We start from the raw sequence: 16,693 nt of genomic DNA on the forward strand, positions 1-16,693 counted from the left end.
GAATACTTATGGTTTTATCATGGAAAGACGGTTTACCAGAGGAATTAAGTCAGAAAATTACTAAGGTTGAAAAGTTGATTGCACCTAGATTAGCTGAGATTGACCAACAAGTGCTTTATAATCAACAACGTGTTTTGGAATTATTTAGAAAACACCGTGTTGGGGAAGAAGATTTAGTTCCTTCAACTGGTTATGGTTATGATGATATTGGTCGTGACAAGATTGAGGAAATTTATGCTGACTACTTTAAAGTTGATGATGCTTTAGTTCGTCCGCAATTTGCTTCAGGGACTCATGCAATTTCAACTGCGTTGTTCAGTATGCTTCGTCCGGGTAACACGCTTTATTATTTGACTGGAACACCTTACGATACCATTCAAGAAGTTATTGGTTTAGCCGGGGACCAACCTGGTAATATGCACGAATATGGTATCAATTTCAAAACTACTGAATTATTAGACGATGGTTCCGTTGATTATGAAAATGCTGAAACAGCTTTGAAAAATGATGATTCAATCAAAGTAGTAGCTATTCAACGTTCTCGCGGTTATGCGGTGCGTGATAGTTTTACGGTTGAAAAGATTGCCAAAATGATCAAATTTGTGAAGTCAATTCGCCCTGATGTCAATATCTTCATCGATAACTGTTATGGTGAATTTTCAGAGATGGAAGAACCTACTTTCTATGGTGCTGACATTATGGCTGGTTCATTATACAAAAATGCTGGTGCCGGAATTGTTAAGAGTGGTGCCTATCTTGTTGGTCGAAAGGATTTAATTGAAGGTGCTGGTTCACGTTTGACTGTTCCTGGTGCTGGTAAAGGTGAGGGCGCTACTTGGGGCTACTTACGTGACTTCTATCAAGGATTCTTTATGGCTGCTCATACAACAGGTGAAGCTCTCAAGGGAATGATTTATACTTCGGCTTTATGTGAAGAGATGGGTATGAATGTGTCACCTAAATGGGATGCTCCCAGAACTGACATTGTCCAAACAGTTACTTTCGGTAAGCCTGATCCAATGATCAGTTTTTGTGCCGCAATTCAACATTATTCACCAATGAATTCATTCGTTGATCCAATTCCTAGTCACCAAGATGGTTATGAAGATGATGTTGTTATGGCATCAGGAAGTTTCGTTGAAGGTTCAACAATTGAATTGTCATCCGATGGTCCTTTACGTGCTCCATATTCACTTTATATTCAGGGTGGTTTGTCATATGCCCATGCTAAAATTGCGATTACCCAAGCTGTTAATGAAACATTTTATAAATAATTTGAGTTATGTTTAATTTTTGATAAAAGTATTTTGAAATTAAATAATCCGCTGTCTTAATTGGTTGGAAATATCTCCAATTAAGATAGAGGATTATTTTTTTACGATATTATGGGACGTTAAGTAGGGTAATCGGAGTTGATAGTCGTCAAAGAAATCACTTTTAAGTTTACCGAATTCATCAATCAGAGCATGTAGTTCCTCGGCCTGCTTCGAGGTGAATTTGAAATCATGTTCAACAGCATTTTTAAGTTGAATATAGGTAGGTTTATCAGTAAAAGTATGAAGTTTAGTAAAAAGCTTCATCGAGTAATTATCGGAAACAAAAGTTGGCCGATGAAAGTAGTAAAGTAACAGAACATCTGCCGTTTCATTACCGATTCCCTTCATAGCAATTAATTTTTTCCGTAAGAGATTGGTAGGAAGTTTTTCCCATTCATCAAAGTTGTTTTGATAAGCTGTTAAGAGCGAACGTAAATAAATAGCTTTGTTACGAAAAAAACCACTGGGTTGAATTAATTCTTGCAAGTCTTCTATTGATAATGCCAAAATCTTATCAGCATCAAATCCAGTGCTAGACTTGATATTCATTAGTGAACGGTCAGCATTTTTCCAGTTGGTATTTTGGATTAAGATCATCCCACAGAGCATATTGGTATCATTCTCGGCAGGCCACCAATTCTGCGTTCCAAGTTTATTTGATAAAATTTCTAATAGGCCATAAATAGTAATTTGTTTGTACAATATGAAAATCCCCCTAAAGTCAATTATCCAATAGAATTCAATAAAAGTGTTGGAATATTTCTTGGAGACGTTTTCAAAGCCTTTTTAGTTTATTTCAGAAAATTAATTGTGATAGTATGGAATACGCTGAATTAATTATGGGGGTGTAATTATATGTTAGGGATTATTTTTGTATTTGGTTCCATGACCTCCTTGATCCTTGAGAAATATGTATTAGCAAATAATGCACATAAGTGGTTAGGGGCAATTGTACCATTGTTATCAATTATTTTTATCATTGGTTTGATGGTCGCCAACTTAATGCCATTTGATGTGCTAAATATTGTTTTGGCCGTTGTTTACGTGTCACTAAGCTTTATTTTTTGGGGACAAGGAAACGATTTGTATCATCAAAGAGTCGTTAGTAAGATGTATGAATAAATGTAAGAATTGATTTTTAGATTCATATTATAAAAAAATCACACTATATTAATGTTTAGGAATCCTAATTAAGGGACCTACTGCAATAATATAGCGTGATTTTTTGTTATGCTTTTAAGATTTGTTAATTTAAGGAGCCTCCGATAATTTTAATATCGGCGTGACCGTCATATTTTATAATTGCAGAAATGGCGGCAGTGATACCGATAATATCATCAGCTAATGACAAACTAGGTGTGTTGGGGCGATGAATAACTTGGCTCGGCAAGAAGGGAATGTGCATGAAACCCGCTTTTAAGTCAGGGAATTCTTTATCGATCATATATTGTACTTGATACATAATATGATTGCAGACAAAGGTACCAGCGGTGGTTGAAATTGAACTAGGAATACCTTTCTGAATAATGGCTTGTGCCATTGCTTTGATTGGTAATTGGGTAAAATAGGCGGATTGACCATCGGTTTGAATTGATTGTGAACATGGTTGAAAACCTGCATTGTCAGCAATACGGCCATCGTTTAAATTAATAGCGACTAGTTCGGGGGTCAAACCAAAGCGACCACCAGCTTGTCCAATATTTAAAACATAATCTGGCTTTTGTTCAAGGACAGCTCGATGAACGACCTCAGCACATTGATTAAAAACCGTAGGAATTTCCAGCTTAATGATCTGAGCATTGATAATAGTATCTGGTAATTGTTTTACGGCCTCAATAGCGGGATTGATTTTGTCAGAACCAAAAGGATCAAAACCAGTTACAAGTATTTTCATAATATTCTCCTTTTAAAAAAGAGGGCTGAGAATAAAATCTCGGTCCTCTTTTCGTGGTGCATTAAAGAATTGGTGATAATAATCTTGAAAAGCGTTGTTTGAAATGTAACCACATACCTTGTTCCTTGATCATTTCAGGTGTCAAAATCAATGAATCAGTCATATCTTTTTCGAATTGACGAGCTAGTTGATGCGAAATTTTAGCATCATAGATAAAAGCATTAGCTTCAAAGTTTAGTGAATAACTTCTGAAATCATGATTCATTGAACCAACTGAACAAATTTTGCCATCAAAGACCGATGTTTTGGCATGTAAAAAGCCTTTCTGATAGCTATAAATTTTAATGCCATAAGTTGTAAGTAAGTTAGCGTAATATTGCGTAGCACGGTAAATGAAGGGGTGATCAGGCATACAGGGAATCATGATCCTGACATCAACTCCAGAACGTGCGGCAATTGTTAAAGCAGTAAACATAGAATCATCAGGAACTAAATAAGGTGATTGAATCCAAACACTTTTCTTAGCACTGACAATCATATCAATAAAGCCATCTTTAAGAACTTCTTCACGGCTATCTGGTCCATCAGAAATTATTTGAATCGGTAAATTAGCTTCAGAATCAAATTTGTCAGATGGGAAATACTTTTCCAAGAAGGCTAATGGTTTGGCTCCACGATCAAGTGAAGCATTCCAATCACGGAAAAACCTTTCTTGTAATAACAAGGTGGCGGCACCAAAGATTCTTGAATGAGTGTCACGCCAGTAACCAAATTTATCAGTTACATTGACATATTGATCACCAACGTTAAAACCACCGATCCAACCAGTTGTACCATCGATTACAACGATTTTACGATGCAAGTGATAATTCAACCGAGTCTTGGCAATCGTATTCTTGGAAGTGATGAAGGGCAGAACCTCTCCACCAGCAGCCTGAAATTCTTTAAAGTAGCGGGGTTTAGTACCACCAGAACCCCAAGGATCATATAGGACACGGACTTCCAGACCTTCTTTGGCCTTTTGAGTCAAAAGTTTCAGAAACTTATCCCCGATATCACTTTTGATAAAGGCATAATATTCGACATGAACAGTATCTGTAGCCTGACGGATGTCTTCAAACATAGCTTTGAATTTTTCTTGACCATCAAAGTATAGCTTGATGTCGTTGTGTCGTGTTAAAGGGGCCTCTTCAGCCTCATTAAAGAAACTAATGATATGTTCAGCATAACGAGTCTCATCATAACGAGAAGCGTTCTGTGGACGTTTTTGAGCAGCTATGGCCATTCTCTTCAGTTGACTTAAACTGTAATGTTCCTGTTTGCTGATATTAAAGATTTTTTCTTGAGCAATTCCACGTCCTAAAAAGGCATAGATCAGGAATCCAACGATTGGTAATAAGACCAAGACCAAAATCCAGGCCCAAGTGGTAACGATATTACGTGGTCTATGGAAAACAGTAATAAGTGCTGAAATCGTATTTAGTACTAAGATAATGAGAATTAGCCAGATGATCCAAGTATCAATCATAAAATAAATTCCCCTCTACTATTCTTACTAAAAAGTTTACTTCAAAATAGTAATAAAATCTAATTTAATAAGCTAATAAAGAAAAATTTCAGTTCTTTTTTAAATTAGGTTAATATAGGGATTTATTTCTTATTTTAAACTGATTTTTTGATATATTTAATCCATAAAAAGTGACTATATCAACTGAATTGAGATTCTTACTTATGATTGGTTAAAGAATAGGTATACTTAGCTTCCCGTCTTCCATAAAAATTGGAATAGGCTGGAACGCTGGGGACATCGTTTGAAGCCAACTCAAGTTCAGAGTTGTCTCCAAATCGAGTCTTCTTCTAAATTGGCCGAGTACGCCAATCAAGAAGAATCTCCCGGCTGAGCCTATTCCAATTTTTACTCCAGACTAAATAATATTTTAATTGTTTTGTTAATTATGAATAATCTGTTATTGAATGATTTGCTTTAAATGATTTTTTTAACACAAAGAGCCCCTATTAGCTGATGTAATAATGTCAACTAATAGGGGCTCTTTGTATTATTGATATTAATTTGAGTGAATAAGCATTCATTAAAGTGATCTAGTCTGGAACAAAAACTGAAATTGGCTAAGATGTGAAATTCTACTTAGTCAGCGGACCTTGCTGATTTAGTAGAAGGCCGAGTTTTGAAACAGTTTGAACTTCAACTGGTTCAAAATCGTGCCCACATCGTTCCAGCCAAATTCAGTTTTTGTGGAAGACGGCAACGTAATAAGACTTACGTTTTAACCAATCATAAGTAAAAACCAAATTGAAATTGATATAGCTCTTTTTAATTAGTTACGATTATCTCCGAAAATAATAATCAAACGTAATAGTTGTAGAGCAGTTGAGATTGCAGCAGCAACATATGTTAAAGCTGCTGCGAGTAAGACCTGCTTAACCATTGGGACTTCATCACTATCAAGTAAATCGCCAGAACTAAGAATTTTGACGGCTCGACCAGAAGCATTAAATTCAACTGGTAAAGTGACAACTTGGAAAAGGACAACTAAAGCGAATAACCAAATACCGATGGTGATCAAGAAATGATTCATTCCTAACAGGGCACCAACGATAATGATAGGAAATGAGGCGTTGGAACCAAGATTAACAGCAGGTACCAATGCAGCTCTGACACGCATAGGTATGTAATTCTTTTGATCTTGAATTGCATGTCCACACTCATGAGCAGCAACCCCAATGGCAGCAACTGAAGTAGAATCATAAGTCGAGTCTGACAGATTCAAAGTTTTATTACCAGGATTGTAATTATCAGTTAAATTACCACTGACTTTTAAAATCTGGACGTTTTGTAGCCCAGCATTATCCAAAATAAATCTGGCAGCTTCAGCACCACTAGTACCATGGTGACTAATATATTGATCATATTTTTTGAAATTATGATTGACATACCATGAGGCCCACATAGTGATAATAAGTCCAACTATTATCAAAAGATAACTAGAGCCAAAACCGTATCCGTAACCATATCCGAACATAATGTTAACTCCTCTTTAATATATTGTTATTAGAAGTAGTATAACCATCATTTATGAAGTTTTCTTGAACTATATGATCTAAATCATTTATTAAAATTGTTTTCAAGGAAATTTGATCTCGGAGGAAGATCAGTAATCGTTCTGAAATTTCTTTTTTTTCAGTGGTAGTTAAGTTTTTAAAGGTAATCATTAAAGCGGCCTGATGATTTTTTAAATCGAGGTCACTCAAGGAGATCAAGGCAACTAACTCGTGTGTGTGTTTCCGTTGCAGCAGCCAATAGATGCCATCATTTCGCATGATAGTTTTGGCACTGTTAGAAATATATTGAGTTGTTGGGTCGATATCCATGCCTAAGAATTCGCTGACTTCTTTTAAATTGAAGTGAGTTGGAAAATCCCAAAGGAAATTCTCAGTGATGAAAGGTCGATAAGATTTCATTTTTATTTCGGTCATTAAAATACTTTCTCCCTTTTAAACAAGATTATTCGATGATCATACTCTTCTTAGCACTCTTGTGTAGTTTATGCATAAATGGTTTGATTTTTTCAGTAGTCAATAAACCAAGTAGATAGAAGACTACACCAAAGGCTACTAATATAATAATATCTTTGGATGCATTAGGCCAATATATTCCACCGACGGCTTCACGAATCAGATTGACCGCATAAGTAAATGGCAAATATGGATTAATGAATCTAAAGAATCCATCAGATAGGACAACCGGGAAGTTACCACCAGCACCAGAAATTGATAGTACCAGAATGATGATTCCTAGACCTTTACCGACTGTACCAAACATTTGAACCAGCGAGTACAGAATCGATATGAAGACGAAACTTACCAGCATACAGAAGAGTACCAGATAAACTTTTTCCTTTGTATAGGCATGAAGGATAAATAAGTTACCAAGTGCCGCTGCAATAGCCTGTAATTGGTTCAAGAAACCGAAAGTTAAATAACGGCCGTTAAATCTTTGTTTAAAGCTATAACGATACTTTTGACGATCATTTAATTGGAAGTGAACTGTGAAGACACTTGATAGTAGCAAGGCACCAACCCAGATACACAAAGCCAAGTAGAATGGAGCACTGGCAGAACCATAGGTAGGAACATCGTAAAGGTTAACTTGCTTTAACTTAACTGGATTAGAGAAGAAATCAGATTCAGTATTAGCATCAGACTTCATCAATTTGATCAAGGCACCTAAATCAACGTTCTTTTGGCCCTTACGTAAGAGTTTAGCTGAATGATGGACATCTTTCTTCAACTGAGGCCAATCGTTAGCAGCAAAGTCGTTAGCAGCCGATAATGATTGTTCCAGTTCGGGAGTTTTAGAGTTAACTAAGTTAAGAGTAGTAGTTAACTCATTTTCAATTTGTGGTAATTGATATTGAACAAAGAAAGTAGCAGTTGATAATTTCTTCTTCAAATTAGGGTAGTCATTAGCATAAAAATCGTTGACTAGGTTAATACCAGTCGTGATGTTACCCATATTACCGTTCAATAATTGATTGGCATCGTGAATCTCGTTACCAACAGCAGGTAATTGTTTTTGATACTTTTGTAAGTATGTCAAAGCAGTTTCGAGCACACCTTTAGTGTTATTCAAAAGTCCTGGAATAGCAGGGATGATATTGTTGTTAACTTGGCTCAAGGTAGTTCCAGCATCTTTAAGGAAGTTACTGATATCTGTGATAGTGCTTGAAACGCTATCCATAATATTGAGCGCCTTAATAGCTGTTACGCCGTCAGCAATTTTGTCAGCTTGTGATGAAAGATCGGAGATCTTGTCTTGAAGTTGAGTTGTATCGAGTGTGTCGTAATTATTCAAGATATCGTTAGCCTTGTCAGCTAAGGTATCATTCAAATCAGCTAAATCGTTGAGATGTTGAATAGGTGTGTCAAAGATAGTTGTCTTATCACGGCCTAATTGTTCAGCTAAACGGTTAAAGAAGTTTTGAAGGTCGGTTAATGATGAAGCAACTTGACGACTGATCTTGGATAATTGAGCAGCATCTGTAGCGATGTTTTGAAGAACAGTCTTGAGTTGTTCTTTTAATTGTTGATTCTTAGGATCATTCTTGATCTTGTCGATCAAAGCGTTGACGTTACTCATTGAAGTACTGATTTGCTTAGCAATATTAAAGACCATTGAGAGACCAGTATCGACAGTTGTTTTGATAACAGGCAAGGCTTGTTGGATCTTAGGAATCAATTCATTATTAGCTTTGTTAGTAGCATTTTGAGCATCTTCACCAAGTTTTTGAATGTCAGGAACGACTGCTTGAACTTTGTCGATCACCTGGAGACCATTTTGAACTTGGTTGATACTAGTAGTCATCAAATCAGAAATTTTACCAAAGTCAGAATCGACTTCATTGATTTGAGTACCGGCATTTTGAATTTCGGGAATTTTATTTTGTAATTGTTTAGCAGCTCCACCACCAGCATCAGCTAGAGGTAAGAAGTTATTTAAGTTAACGATTTTTTGAGCATCCTGATTTAACAAGGGGATATAACCATACATGTCGTTAGCTTGTTGTAATTTCTGATTCAAGTTAGGCACGATAGTATTGGCCTTTTGAACCTTATCCATGATGTCTTGTAATTCAGGTAAATTGTCATCAGTTGTGATCAGTAAAGTTGAAAGTCTTCTCAACATAGGAAGATTCTTTTGAAGATCACCACCAGATTTGTTTAACACCTTGGTAACAGTCTTACTGATTGTTCCGATAAATTCATCTGAAACGGTATTTTGTAACGTTGTGGCCCCCGACTCGGTTAACTTCGGGGCGACCGCATTTATTTTTTGGTTAACCGAGAATACCAAAGTAGGTTTCTTGATAGTACCAGATAAGAAACTGACGATATCCTTTGAGAAAGTTTTTGGTACGTAGATACCAGCATAGTAAGAACCATCTTTAACACCTTGGTCCAATTGCTTCTTAGAATCTACAAAAGTCCAACCTAATTTTTTGTTCTTTTTAAGATTGGCAATCAACTGATCACCAATTTCTATTTTTTGACCCTCAAGTTCAACTGCTTGATCATCTGAATAAACAGCAACTTTTAGACCACCGGTATTGGAATAAGGATCCCATAGAGCCCAAACGTTAAACCAACAGTATAAACATGGTAAGATAATCAAAGCCAGCATCAACAATGTTGCGGGTTTTGACTGTAATGTCCTCTTTAAATCTAATCTAAATAGCTCCCAAGCTTTGATAGAAATCCCCTCCAAATCTCTTTTAAAAACTGATTGACGTAATGTCATTATATAACGTTATGATAACGGATTGTAGTAAATGAACCCGTTGACCATGTCTAAAATCTCAGAATCATCATGTAACATTGAATGCTCAGCGTTAGAGCCCTTGATTAAATACTCGGTATATTCCTTAACATGGGGTTTTAAAATATATGAGATTGATTTGGCTGATGTAACGGAGATGTATTTATCACTGTTTGATTGATCGCCGACGTTGCCATAAATATTTAGGACGCGTAAATCATCTGAAATGTTCTTTCGATTAACAAAAATTCTAAAATAAGTAGGACTCATGAAAGTTGGTCGGCCATCTGGTTTAATCTGGTTGATATTGGGAAGATCTCCTAAGCCGATAATTCCATTAAATGGTCCAGCTATAAGTACTAATTTTTTAAGTCGTGGCATATAAGGACGCATTTTTTCTCTTAGGTTGACTAGGACTAAGGCGACGGCACCCAAAGAGTGACCGATTGCATCATATGTAGTAAATTCATGTTTTAATCGTAAATCAAATAAGAGCTTCACTAACCAATATTCCATTTGGTTGCTGCCCACCCATTTGTTTTGAAAAACAACTTGTACAATGGGATGTTCATCCTTTGTCCAAGCGCCTTCATATATAACTTTACCCTTCCAATCAATCGTTGCTTTAAGAAATTCGTCCGGTTGTTTGCCGTCACATTTCAAAGCTGATTCGATCATTTTCTCAGTTGTATAATCACCACCACGAAATCCGTGGATGTAGAGAATCGGCCATTGTCCATTATTCATAAATTCACCCCAACAATATATTATTATATAATTATTATTAAGAAAAATTAACCTAATGAGGTATGACAATTGCAAAAATATTATGCAGTAAGACGTGGCAAGACACCTGGAATCTATTTAACTTGGCCAGAATGTAAGGCTCAAGTCGATGGTTTTACCGGTGCTAGATACAAAAGTTTTCCGGATCGAGCCCAGGCTCAAGCGTTTCTTGAGGCCAAAGATTCTCATAACAAAACTTCCGCAACTAAAAAATCTTCTAAACCAAAAGTTTCTAATATTGATGATTATGATTTAGTGATTTATACCGATGGTGGTTCCAGAAATCATGGTAACTTTAAGGGTGGTCATGTTAAAACGTCTGATAAGGCCGCATGGGCCTACCATATTAATGGAAATGACCAGACATATGAAGGAACTGGTGGAGAATTTGGGGCAACCAATAACCGTATGGAAATAATGGCCCTGATTCAGAGTATTATTCGTTTAAATGAGTTAAAAATCAACACACAAAATGCGATTTTTGTCTTAGATTCTCAATATGTTTTGAATGCTATTACCAAAAATTGGTTGAATGGTTGGAAAAAACGTGGCTATAAAAAGGCTGATGGCAGCGTTCCAGTCAATGTAGAGCTATGGAAGCAATTGGATGAACTATTGCCTACAATTCCGAATAAAACTTTTGAGTGGACTAAAGGTCACGCAACTAATGTTGGTAATAATCGGGTTGATGAATTGTTAAACGAAACTATGGATAAGATGTAGATCTTCAACGATTTACCGCCGTCCTCCACAAAGATTAAAATTCGACTGGAACGTAATGGATACTACTTTGAGTCAATGAAGATCAGGTTGTCATAAAATTAAAGTCAATATTTACCTATTCTTGGTTTATATTTACCGAATTTGAAGTAAAAGAGAGGTTTGGTTTTATTGAGTAAATCATATGAGCATGAGCAAGTTACTTTGAACAGGCCACTTTCTGCGTGGTTGTTTCGTTTCGACGGAGTTGATACACCGGCCTATATCGCACCCCATTGGCATCGAGGCATAGAATTATCTTTTACCAACAGTGGGTCAATTAATGACTTTGAAATTAACAATCATCATTATCAGACGGCCGGTGGCAAAATATTAGTGGTCAATTCTCAATTGGTACATAGCATTAGAAGTGCCCCTCAAAAGGAAAATGGTGCTATTTCAATTATTTTTCCATATGATTACGCTCACAGGTTATATCCGGAAATAGATAATCAAATAATTGCAATTAATGACCCTGAACAATTTAGTGAGATACAAAGGAATGAGTATTTGGAATTACAATGTCTGCTTTATAAAATATATCAATTATTGAATACGAATGATCAATATACTAATTTAAAATTAGAATCATTGATGGTGAAGGTTTTACAATTATTACTTGAATTCTTTACGGTTTCGAAAGAACATTCAGGGATGATCTATGGTAAAAAAGACTTTGCAGTTGAACGAATACAAATAATTACCAAGTACGTTCATGAACATTACTCTGAAAAAATGAAGCTGGAAGATATTGCTGACAAAATAAATGTCTCTAAAGAATATTTGACCCGCTTTTTCAAAAAGCATATGTCATTGACAGTGGGGCAATATATCGGTGATGTGCGAGCGCAATATGCCTACATAGATATTTTAGGACAAGCCGGAAATTTAACTGAAATTGCAATTAAAAACGGATTTCCTAGTACCAAGGCCATGAATCAAGCTTTTAAATTTACATATCAAAAAAGTGCTTCAGATTTTTATCAAGAAAAAAAGCTAAAAAACAATAACTGATTGGTTAATATTTATATATTAATCAATCAGTTTTTTTTTTAAGATAGACGCATAAGCTAAGTGGAGGCGTTTACAAGATGGCTACTGAAGAAATGACTAATGCAATTTTAGAAATGAGAAAACTATTTAAGGCAGGTGATGATAAAAGGGATGCGGGACTACCAACTGAAGTTGATGGTGTTAAACGAATCGATAATCTAGCCTATGGTCCTGACTCTAAATGGAATTTGTTGGATATTTATTTGCCTGAAAAGGTCAATGGACCAATTCCAACTATTATTAATATTCATGGTGGTGGTTTCTGTTACGGAACTAAAGAGACATACCAATTTTATGGTTTAAATTGGGCTCAAAGAGGGTTTGCTTTCATCAATCCTAATTACACTTTGGCGCCTGATGCTACTTTCCCAGATGAACTGGACGAAGTGAATCTATATATTCATTGGGTTGCTGACCATGCAAAAGAATATGGCTTAGATATTAATAATGTTTTCTTAGTTGGAGATAGTGCCGGGGGCCAAATGGCAGAGCAGTACATTACTATTTTGACCAATCCCGAATATCGTAAACTGTTTGGTTATGAACTAACCGATTTACATTTCAGAGCTGCTGCCTTAAATAGTCCAGCCACTTTTATTTTGGATCCAGGAGTTATTAGTGGTGCATTAAGTAGCTACTTCACTGATACTAGTGATTCACAGAAGGAAAAACTAAATACTGAAAAGTATATTGATCAAAATTTTTTACCAACTTATATTGCGACTGCGAATGAAGATTTTATTAGAAATAATTCTATTAAATTAGATGGATTTTTGACAGCTAGAGGTGCTTCACATATTTGTAAGATGTATGGAGATGAAAAAAATCCTAGAGGACACGTTTTCTTAATTAATCAAAGAGACGAGATAGCTAAACAAGCTAATGATGATGAAATGAAATTCTTTAATAAATACCGTGTATAAATTTTCCGTCTTCCATAAAAATTGGAATAGGCTGGAACGCAGGACATCGTTTGAAGCCAACTCAAGTTCAGAGTTGTCTCCAAATCGAGTCTTTTTCTAAATTGGCCAAGTACGCCAATTTAGAAGAATCTCCCGGCTGAGCCTATTCCGATTTTTACTCCAGACTGAATAATATTTTAATCGTTTTGTTGATTAAGAATAATCTGTTATTGAATGATTTTTTTAACACAAAGAGCCCATATTATCTGACATTATTACATCAGTTAATATGGGCTCTTGTGTTATTGATATTAATTTGAGTAAATAAGCATTCACTAAAATAATCTAATCTGGAACAAAAACTGAAATTGGCTAAGATGTGAAATTCTACTGAGCTAGCCAAATTCGATTTTTGTGGAAGACGTCAAATTAATAAAACTTACGTTTTTACTCATGATCTCTAGTCTTTTTGTAACATATGGAAACGAATGAACTTTCCAATTTCAGTCACAATTAAAATAATTACCCCAGCAATAATTGGAATGATCCAACCATACCAAAGATTAATATTAGTTGTGTGGAAAATTGATTGCATGAATGGTAGGTAGATGATACCCAATTGTAGGACAATCAAAATTCCAATAATGTAGAAAGCCATCTTATTTTGGAAGAAGTATTTGGAAATAACTGGATGGTCATTTCGTAAATTAAATAGATAGAAAATCTTACCAAAGATAATGATATTCAAGGCCATGGTACTACCAATAACCTCGGGCATACCTTTACCTGTCAAGAAATCGAAGGCCCAGATACCAAGTCCAGAAATCAATAACGAAACGTAAACAATCTCAAAAGTATCTAGTTTAGTCAATAATCCGGCCTTAACATTTCTTGGACCACGAGCCATAATGCCATTTTCTGGTGGTTCAAAAATAAAGGCAAACTGAATCGTTAAAGCGGAAACCATGTTAATCCAAAGTAACTGAGCAGGATAAAGTGGTAAATCTTGTCCCAAGAGGATACTGATAACCACGATTAAACCTTCAGCAAAACTAGTAGGTAATAGGAAACGAATCGTTTTACGGATATTATCGAAAACATGACGTCCCTCACGAACAGCCACAACAATATCTGAAAAATCATCATCGGCTAACACCATATTAGCTGATTCTTTAGCAACTTCGGTACCTTTGATACCCATAGCTACACCAATATCGGCTTGTTTCAGAGCAGGGGCATCGTTAACGCCGTCACCAGTCATAGAAACGACATGATCATTGGCCTGTTGAGCTTGAACGATACGTAGTTTATTAGCCGGAGTGGTTCGTGCGAAGACGTTGTAATCATCAATTTTTTCATTTAACTCTTCATCAGACATGGCATCAATCTCAGGACCAGTAATGGCACTGATAACTGAATCCAAGTCTAATTTTTTAGCAATGGCGGAAGCTGTATCAGGATGATCACCTGTGATCATTTTGACTTTGATCCCAGCCATACGTAATTCGTGAATCGATTTACGTGCTTCTTCACGTGGGGGATCAATAATTCCGACCATACCGGCCATCGTCAAATTACTGATTTGATCAGTTTGAATATCTTCCATATCTGGTGCAACAGGCTTGTAGGCTAAAGCCACTACACGTAAACCGCTGGAAGATAACTCTTTGATTTTTTGATTCCAATAATCTTGGTCAGTGTTTGAGTTTGTATAACTTAGAATAGTTGAAGGTGAGCCCTTGACCATTAAAACCCGTTGATCATTTAAGCTGGCCAAACGAGCTGAGTAACGAAAGGCAGAATCAAATGGTAATGAATCAATTTCATCAACTTCAGGGTCTTTACCAGTCATCTTGCGATAAAGGGTTGTTAAGGCACCATCAGTTGGTTCACCGTTTAATTCCCAACGATTGTTTTCAAAATGTAATTGAGCATCAGTCGTTTGACCAGCGATATCGATCAACCATTTCATATTGGAATCTTTTTGCCAATCGTATTTTTGATCAGACAGCTCTAAATCACCAGTGAAATCAACACCACCGTCGGCATCATAACCAACGCCGGTAACGTCAAAAGTGTGATCAGGAGTAACGACTTGTTTAACAGTCATTTCATTTTTAGTTAAAGTACCAGTTTTATCAGTGTTGACAATATCAACTGCACCAAGTGTTTCAACAGCGGGTAATGATTTGACAATCACATTACGTTTGGTCATTTTACGGGTTCCCATGGCTAAAACAACTGAGGTACTAGCGGGTAAACCTTCGGGCATAGAACCAACGACCATGGTGATAACAGCAATTAACAGTGTTGGTAAACTATAGGTATCCAAGAAGTAACCGATGATGAACAAGGCTACAGCAGCGATTAGAATAGCAACTGAAAGTCCAAAACCTAAAGAATTCAAATTACGCATCAAAGGAGTTGGCTTTTCCTTAACGGATTCAACAGAATCTTGAATCTGACCGATTTCAGTGTCACTGGCTGTGGCGACTACAATACCTAAACCTGAACCACTGGTAACAGCCGTTGAAGCATAAACCATATTTTGACGCTCAGCTAAAGGTAATTTAGAATCAGGAATAGCTTCTTCGATCTTTTCAACCGGATTAGTTTCACCGGTAAGAATTGATTCTTGAACACTCAAGTTATCGGCTGAAATTAGACGCAGATCAGCTGGAACAGCATCACCGGCCTCAAGGTTGACTAAATCACCAACCACCAATTCACGAGCATCAATCTCTAACTTCTCGCCATTACGAAAAACAAAGTTTTTAGAAACTAGCATTTCGCGAATTTTTTCCAGAGCATTACCAGCTTGTTGTTCCTGAATATATCCAATGATGGCATTGGCAATAATAACCAAGCCGATTACGGTTGAATCAGAATAACGATGCATCAAGAAAGTCATGATAGCAGCAGCAGCTAAAATATAGATAATACTGTTATTGAATTGTTTGATAAATTGGATAAACTTGGAAGTTTTCTTCGTTTCCAATTCGTTACGACCGTTTCGGTCCATTCGTTTTTTAACTTCAGCGCTACTGAGTCCTTTTTCAGTATCGGTTTGGTATTTTTTACCTAATTCTGATTCAGTGAGCTGCCACAGTTGTGGTTTAGCATCGGGTGGTTCCGTCGCATCAGGATCGTCGGTGGTTTTGTAATTACTATCTTCTAACATTTATAACATCTTCTCCTAGTTGTATTTATTTGATATATATTGATATTTGTTGTCTACAGCAAAGACCAAGGCGCCCACATCCTTTCAGTTTGTATAAATAATTTGTTTTGTTATTAGTTAATATATGATATTTGGTATTTGATTGGTTGTCAAAGAAAAGATGTGAAAAATAGAATCTTGGTTAATTGAAGGATTCCGTCTTCCACAAAAATTGAGATTTGGCTGGAACGTAGTGGGCGCGACTTTGAGCCAACGAAGATCACGTTGTCTTAAAGCTCGGCCTTGTTCTAAGTGGGTTCCCCACTAAGAACAACCTCACTACTGAGCCAATCTCAATTTTTGTTCCAGACTAGAGTATTGGTTAATTATTATTTGGTTATAAATAATAGTAATTAAATTTTAAAGTTAGATAATCTAGATTATCTAACTTTAAAATTGATATGACGAATAATAAAAAATGATATTAAC

Annotated in this window: 13 protein-coding genes; 5 read left to right on the forward strand and 8 right to left on the reverse strand. The window is 36.1% G+C overall.

Annotated features, from left to right (window positions below; translation table 11 throughout):
- The first annotated feature begins 8 nt into the window (after nt 1-8).
- A complete protein-coding gene (locus IV57_RS06235) occupies nt 9-1,274 on the forward strand; it encodes a methionine gamma-lyase family protein (protein ID WP_057880646.1) in 1,266 nt (421 codons plus the stop codon).
- Nucleotides 1,275-1,367: 93 nt separating this feature from the next.
- Here IV57_RS06235 and IV57_RS06240 read toward each other — a convergent pair whose 3' ends face one another.
- On the reverse strand, nt 1,368-2,018 hold the full coding sequence (locus IV57_RS06240; protein ID WP_057880647.1) for an endonuclease III domain-containing protein: 651 nt from the start codon (nt 2,016-2,018) through the stop codon (nt 1,368-1,370).
- A gap of 153 nt (nt 2,019-2,171) precedes the next feature.
- On the opposite strand from IV57_RS06240, the gene IV57_RS06245 reads away from it, so the two are divergent.
- A complete protein-coding gene (locus IV57_RS06245) occupies nt 2,172-2,438 on the forward strand; it encodes a hypothetical protein (RefSeq protein WP_057880648.1) in 267 nt (88 codons plus the stop codon).
- Between the two features lie 124 nt (nt 2,439-2,562).
- Here IV57_RS06245 and pcp read toward each other — a convergent pair whose 3' ends face one another.
- The 6 genes from pcp to IV57_RS06275 form a co-directional block, all read right to left on the reverse strand.
- Entirely contained in the window at nt 2,563-3,210 is a 648-nt protein-coding gene (pcp, locus tag IV57_RS06250; protein WP_057880649.1) for a pyroglutamyl-peptidase I, read from the reverse strand.
- A gap of 61 nt (nt 3,211-3,271) precedes the next feature.
- Nucleotides 3,272-4,738: a cardiolipin synthase gene (cls, locus tag IV57_RS06255; protein ID WP_057880650.1), complete on the reverse strand. Its 1,467-nt coding sequence runs from the start codon at nt 4,736-4,738 to the stop codon at nt 3,272-3,274.
- Between the two features lie 808 nt (nt 4,739-5,546).
- The gene (locus tag IV57_RS06260) at nt 5,547-6,251 is read right to left on the reverse strand and encodes a zinc metallopeptidase (protein ID WP_057880651.1); all 705 of its coding nucleotides are present in this window, start codon (nt 6,249-6,251) and stop codon (nt 5,547-5,549) included.
- A 4-nt stretch (nt 6,252-6,255) separates the two neighbouring features.
- Entirely contained in the window at nt 6,256-6,705 is a 450-nt protein-coding gene (locus IV57_RS06265; RefSeq protein ID WP_057880652.1) for a hypothetical protein, read from the reverse strand.
- Between the two features lie 28 nt (nt 6,706-6,733).
- Nucleotides 6,734-9,526: a YhgE/Pip domain-containing protein gene (locus IV57_RS06270; protein ID WP_083488915.1), complete on the reverse strand. Its 2,793-nt coding sequence runs from the start codon at nt 9,524-9,526 to the stop codon at nt 6,734-6,736.
- A gap of 9 nt (nt 9,527-9,535) precedes the next feature.
- On the reverse strand, nt 9,536-10,291 hold the full coding sequence (locus tag IV57_RS06275; protein WP_057880653.1) for an alpha/beta hydrolase: 756 nt from the start codon (nt 10,289-10,291) through the stop codon (nt 9,536-9,538).
- Between the two features lie 69 nt (nt 10,292-10,360).
- Here IV57_RS06275 and IV57_RS06280 point away from each other — a divergent pair, with 69 nt between their 5' ends.
- The 3 genes from IV57_RS06280 (at nt 10,361) to IV57_RS06290 (ending at nt 13,065) form a co-directional block, all read left to right on the forward strand.
- The gene (locus tag IV57_RS06280) at nt 10,361-11,053 is read left to right on the forward strand and encodes a ribonuclease H family protein (RefSeq protein WP_057880654.1); all 693 of its coding nucleotides are present in this window, start codon (nt 10,361-10,363) and stop codon (nt 11,051-11,053) included.
- A gap of 168 nt (nt 11,054-11,221) precedes the next feature.
- Nucleotides 11,222-12,103, forward strand: a complete 882-nt coding sequence (locus tag IV57_RS06285; protein ID WP_057880655.1) for an AraC family transcriptional regulator — start codon at nt 11,222-11,224, stop codon at nt 12,101-12,103.
- 77 nt (nt 12,104-12,180) lie between these two features.
- The gene (locus IV57_RS06290; protein WP_057880656.1) at nt 12,181-13,065 is read left to right on the forward strand and encodes an alpha/beta hydrolase; all 885 of its coding nucleotides are present in this window, start codon (nt 12,181-12,183) and stop codon (nt 13,063-13,065) included.
- Between the two features lie 439 nt (nt 13,066-13,504).
- Here the strand turns inward: IV57_RS06290 and IV57_RS06295 are convergent, their stop codons facing one another.
- Complete coding sequence (locus tag IV57_RS06295) at nt 13,505-16,225, reverse strand: HAD-IC family P-type ATPase (protein ID WP_057880657.1); 2,721 nt, start codon at nt 16,223-16,225, stop codon at nt 13,505-13,507.
- Nucleotides 16,226-16,693 lie beyond the last annotated feature (468 nt).

Source organism: Companilactobacillus kimchiensis (assembly GCF_001438805.1).
In the GTDB taxonomy this organism is placed as follows: domain Bacteria; phylum Bacillota; class Bacilli; order Lactobacillales; family Lactobacillaceae; genus Companilactobacillus; species Companilactobacillus kimchiensis.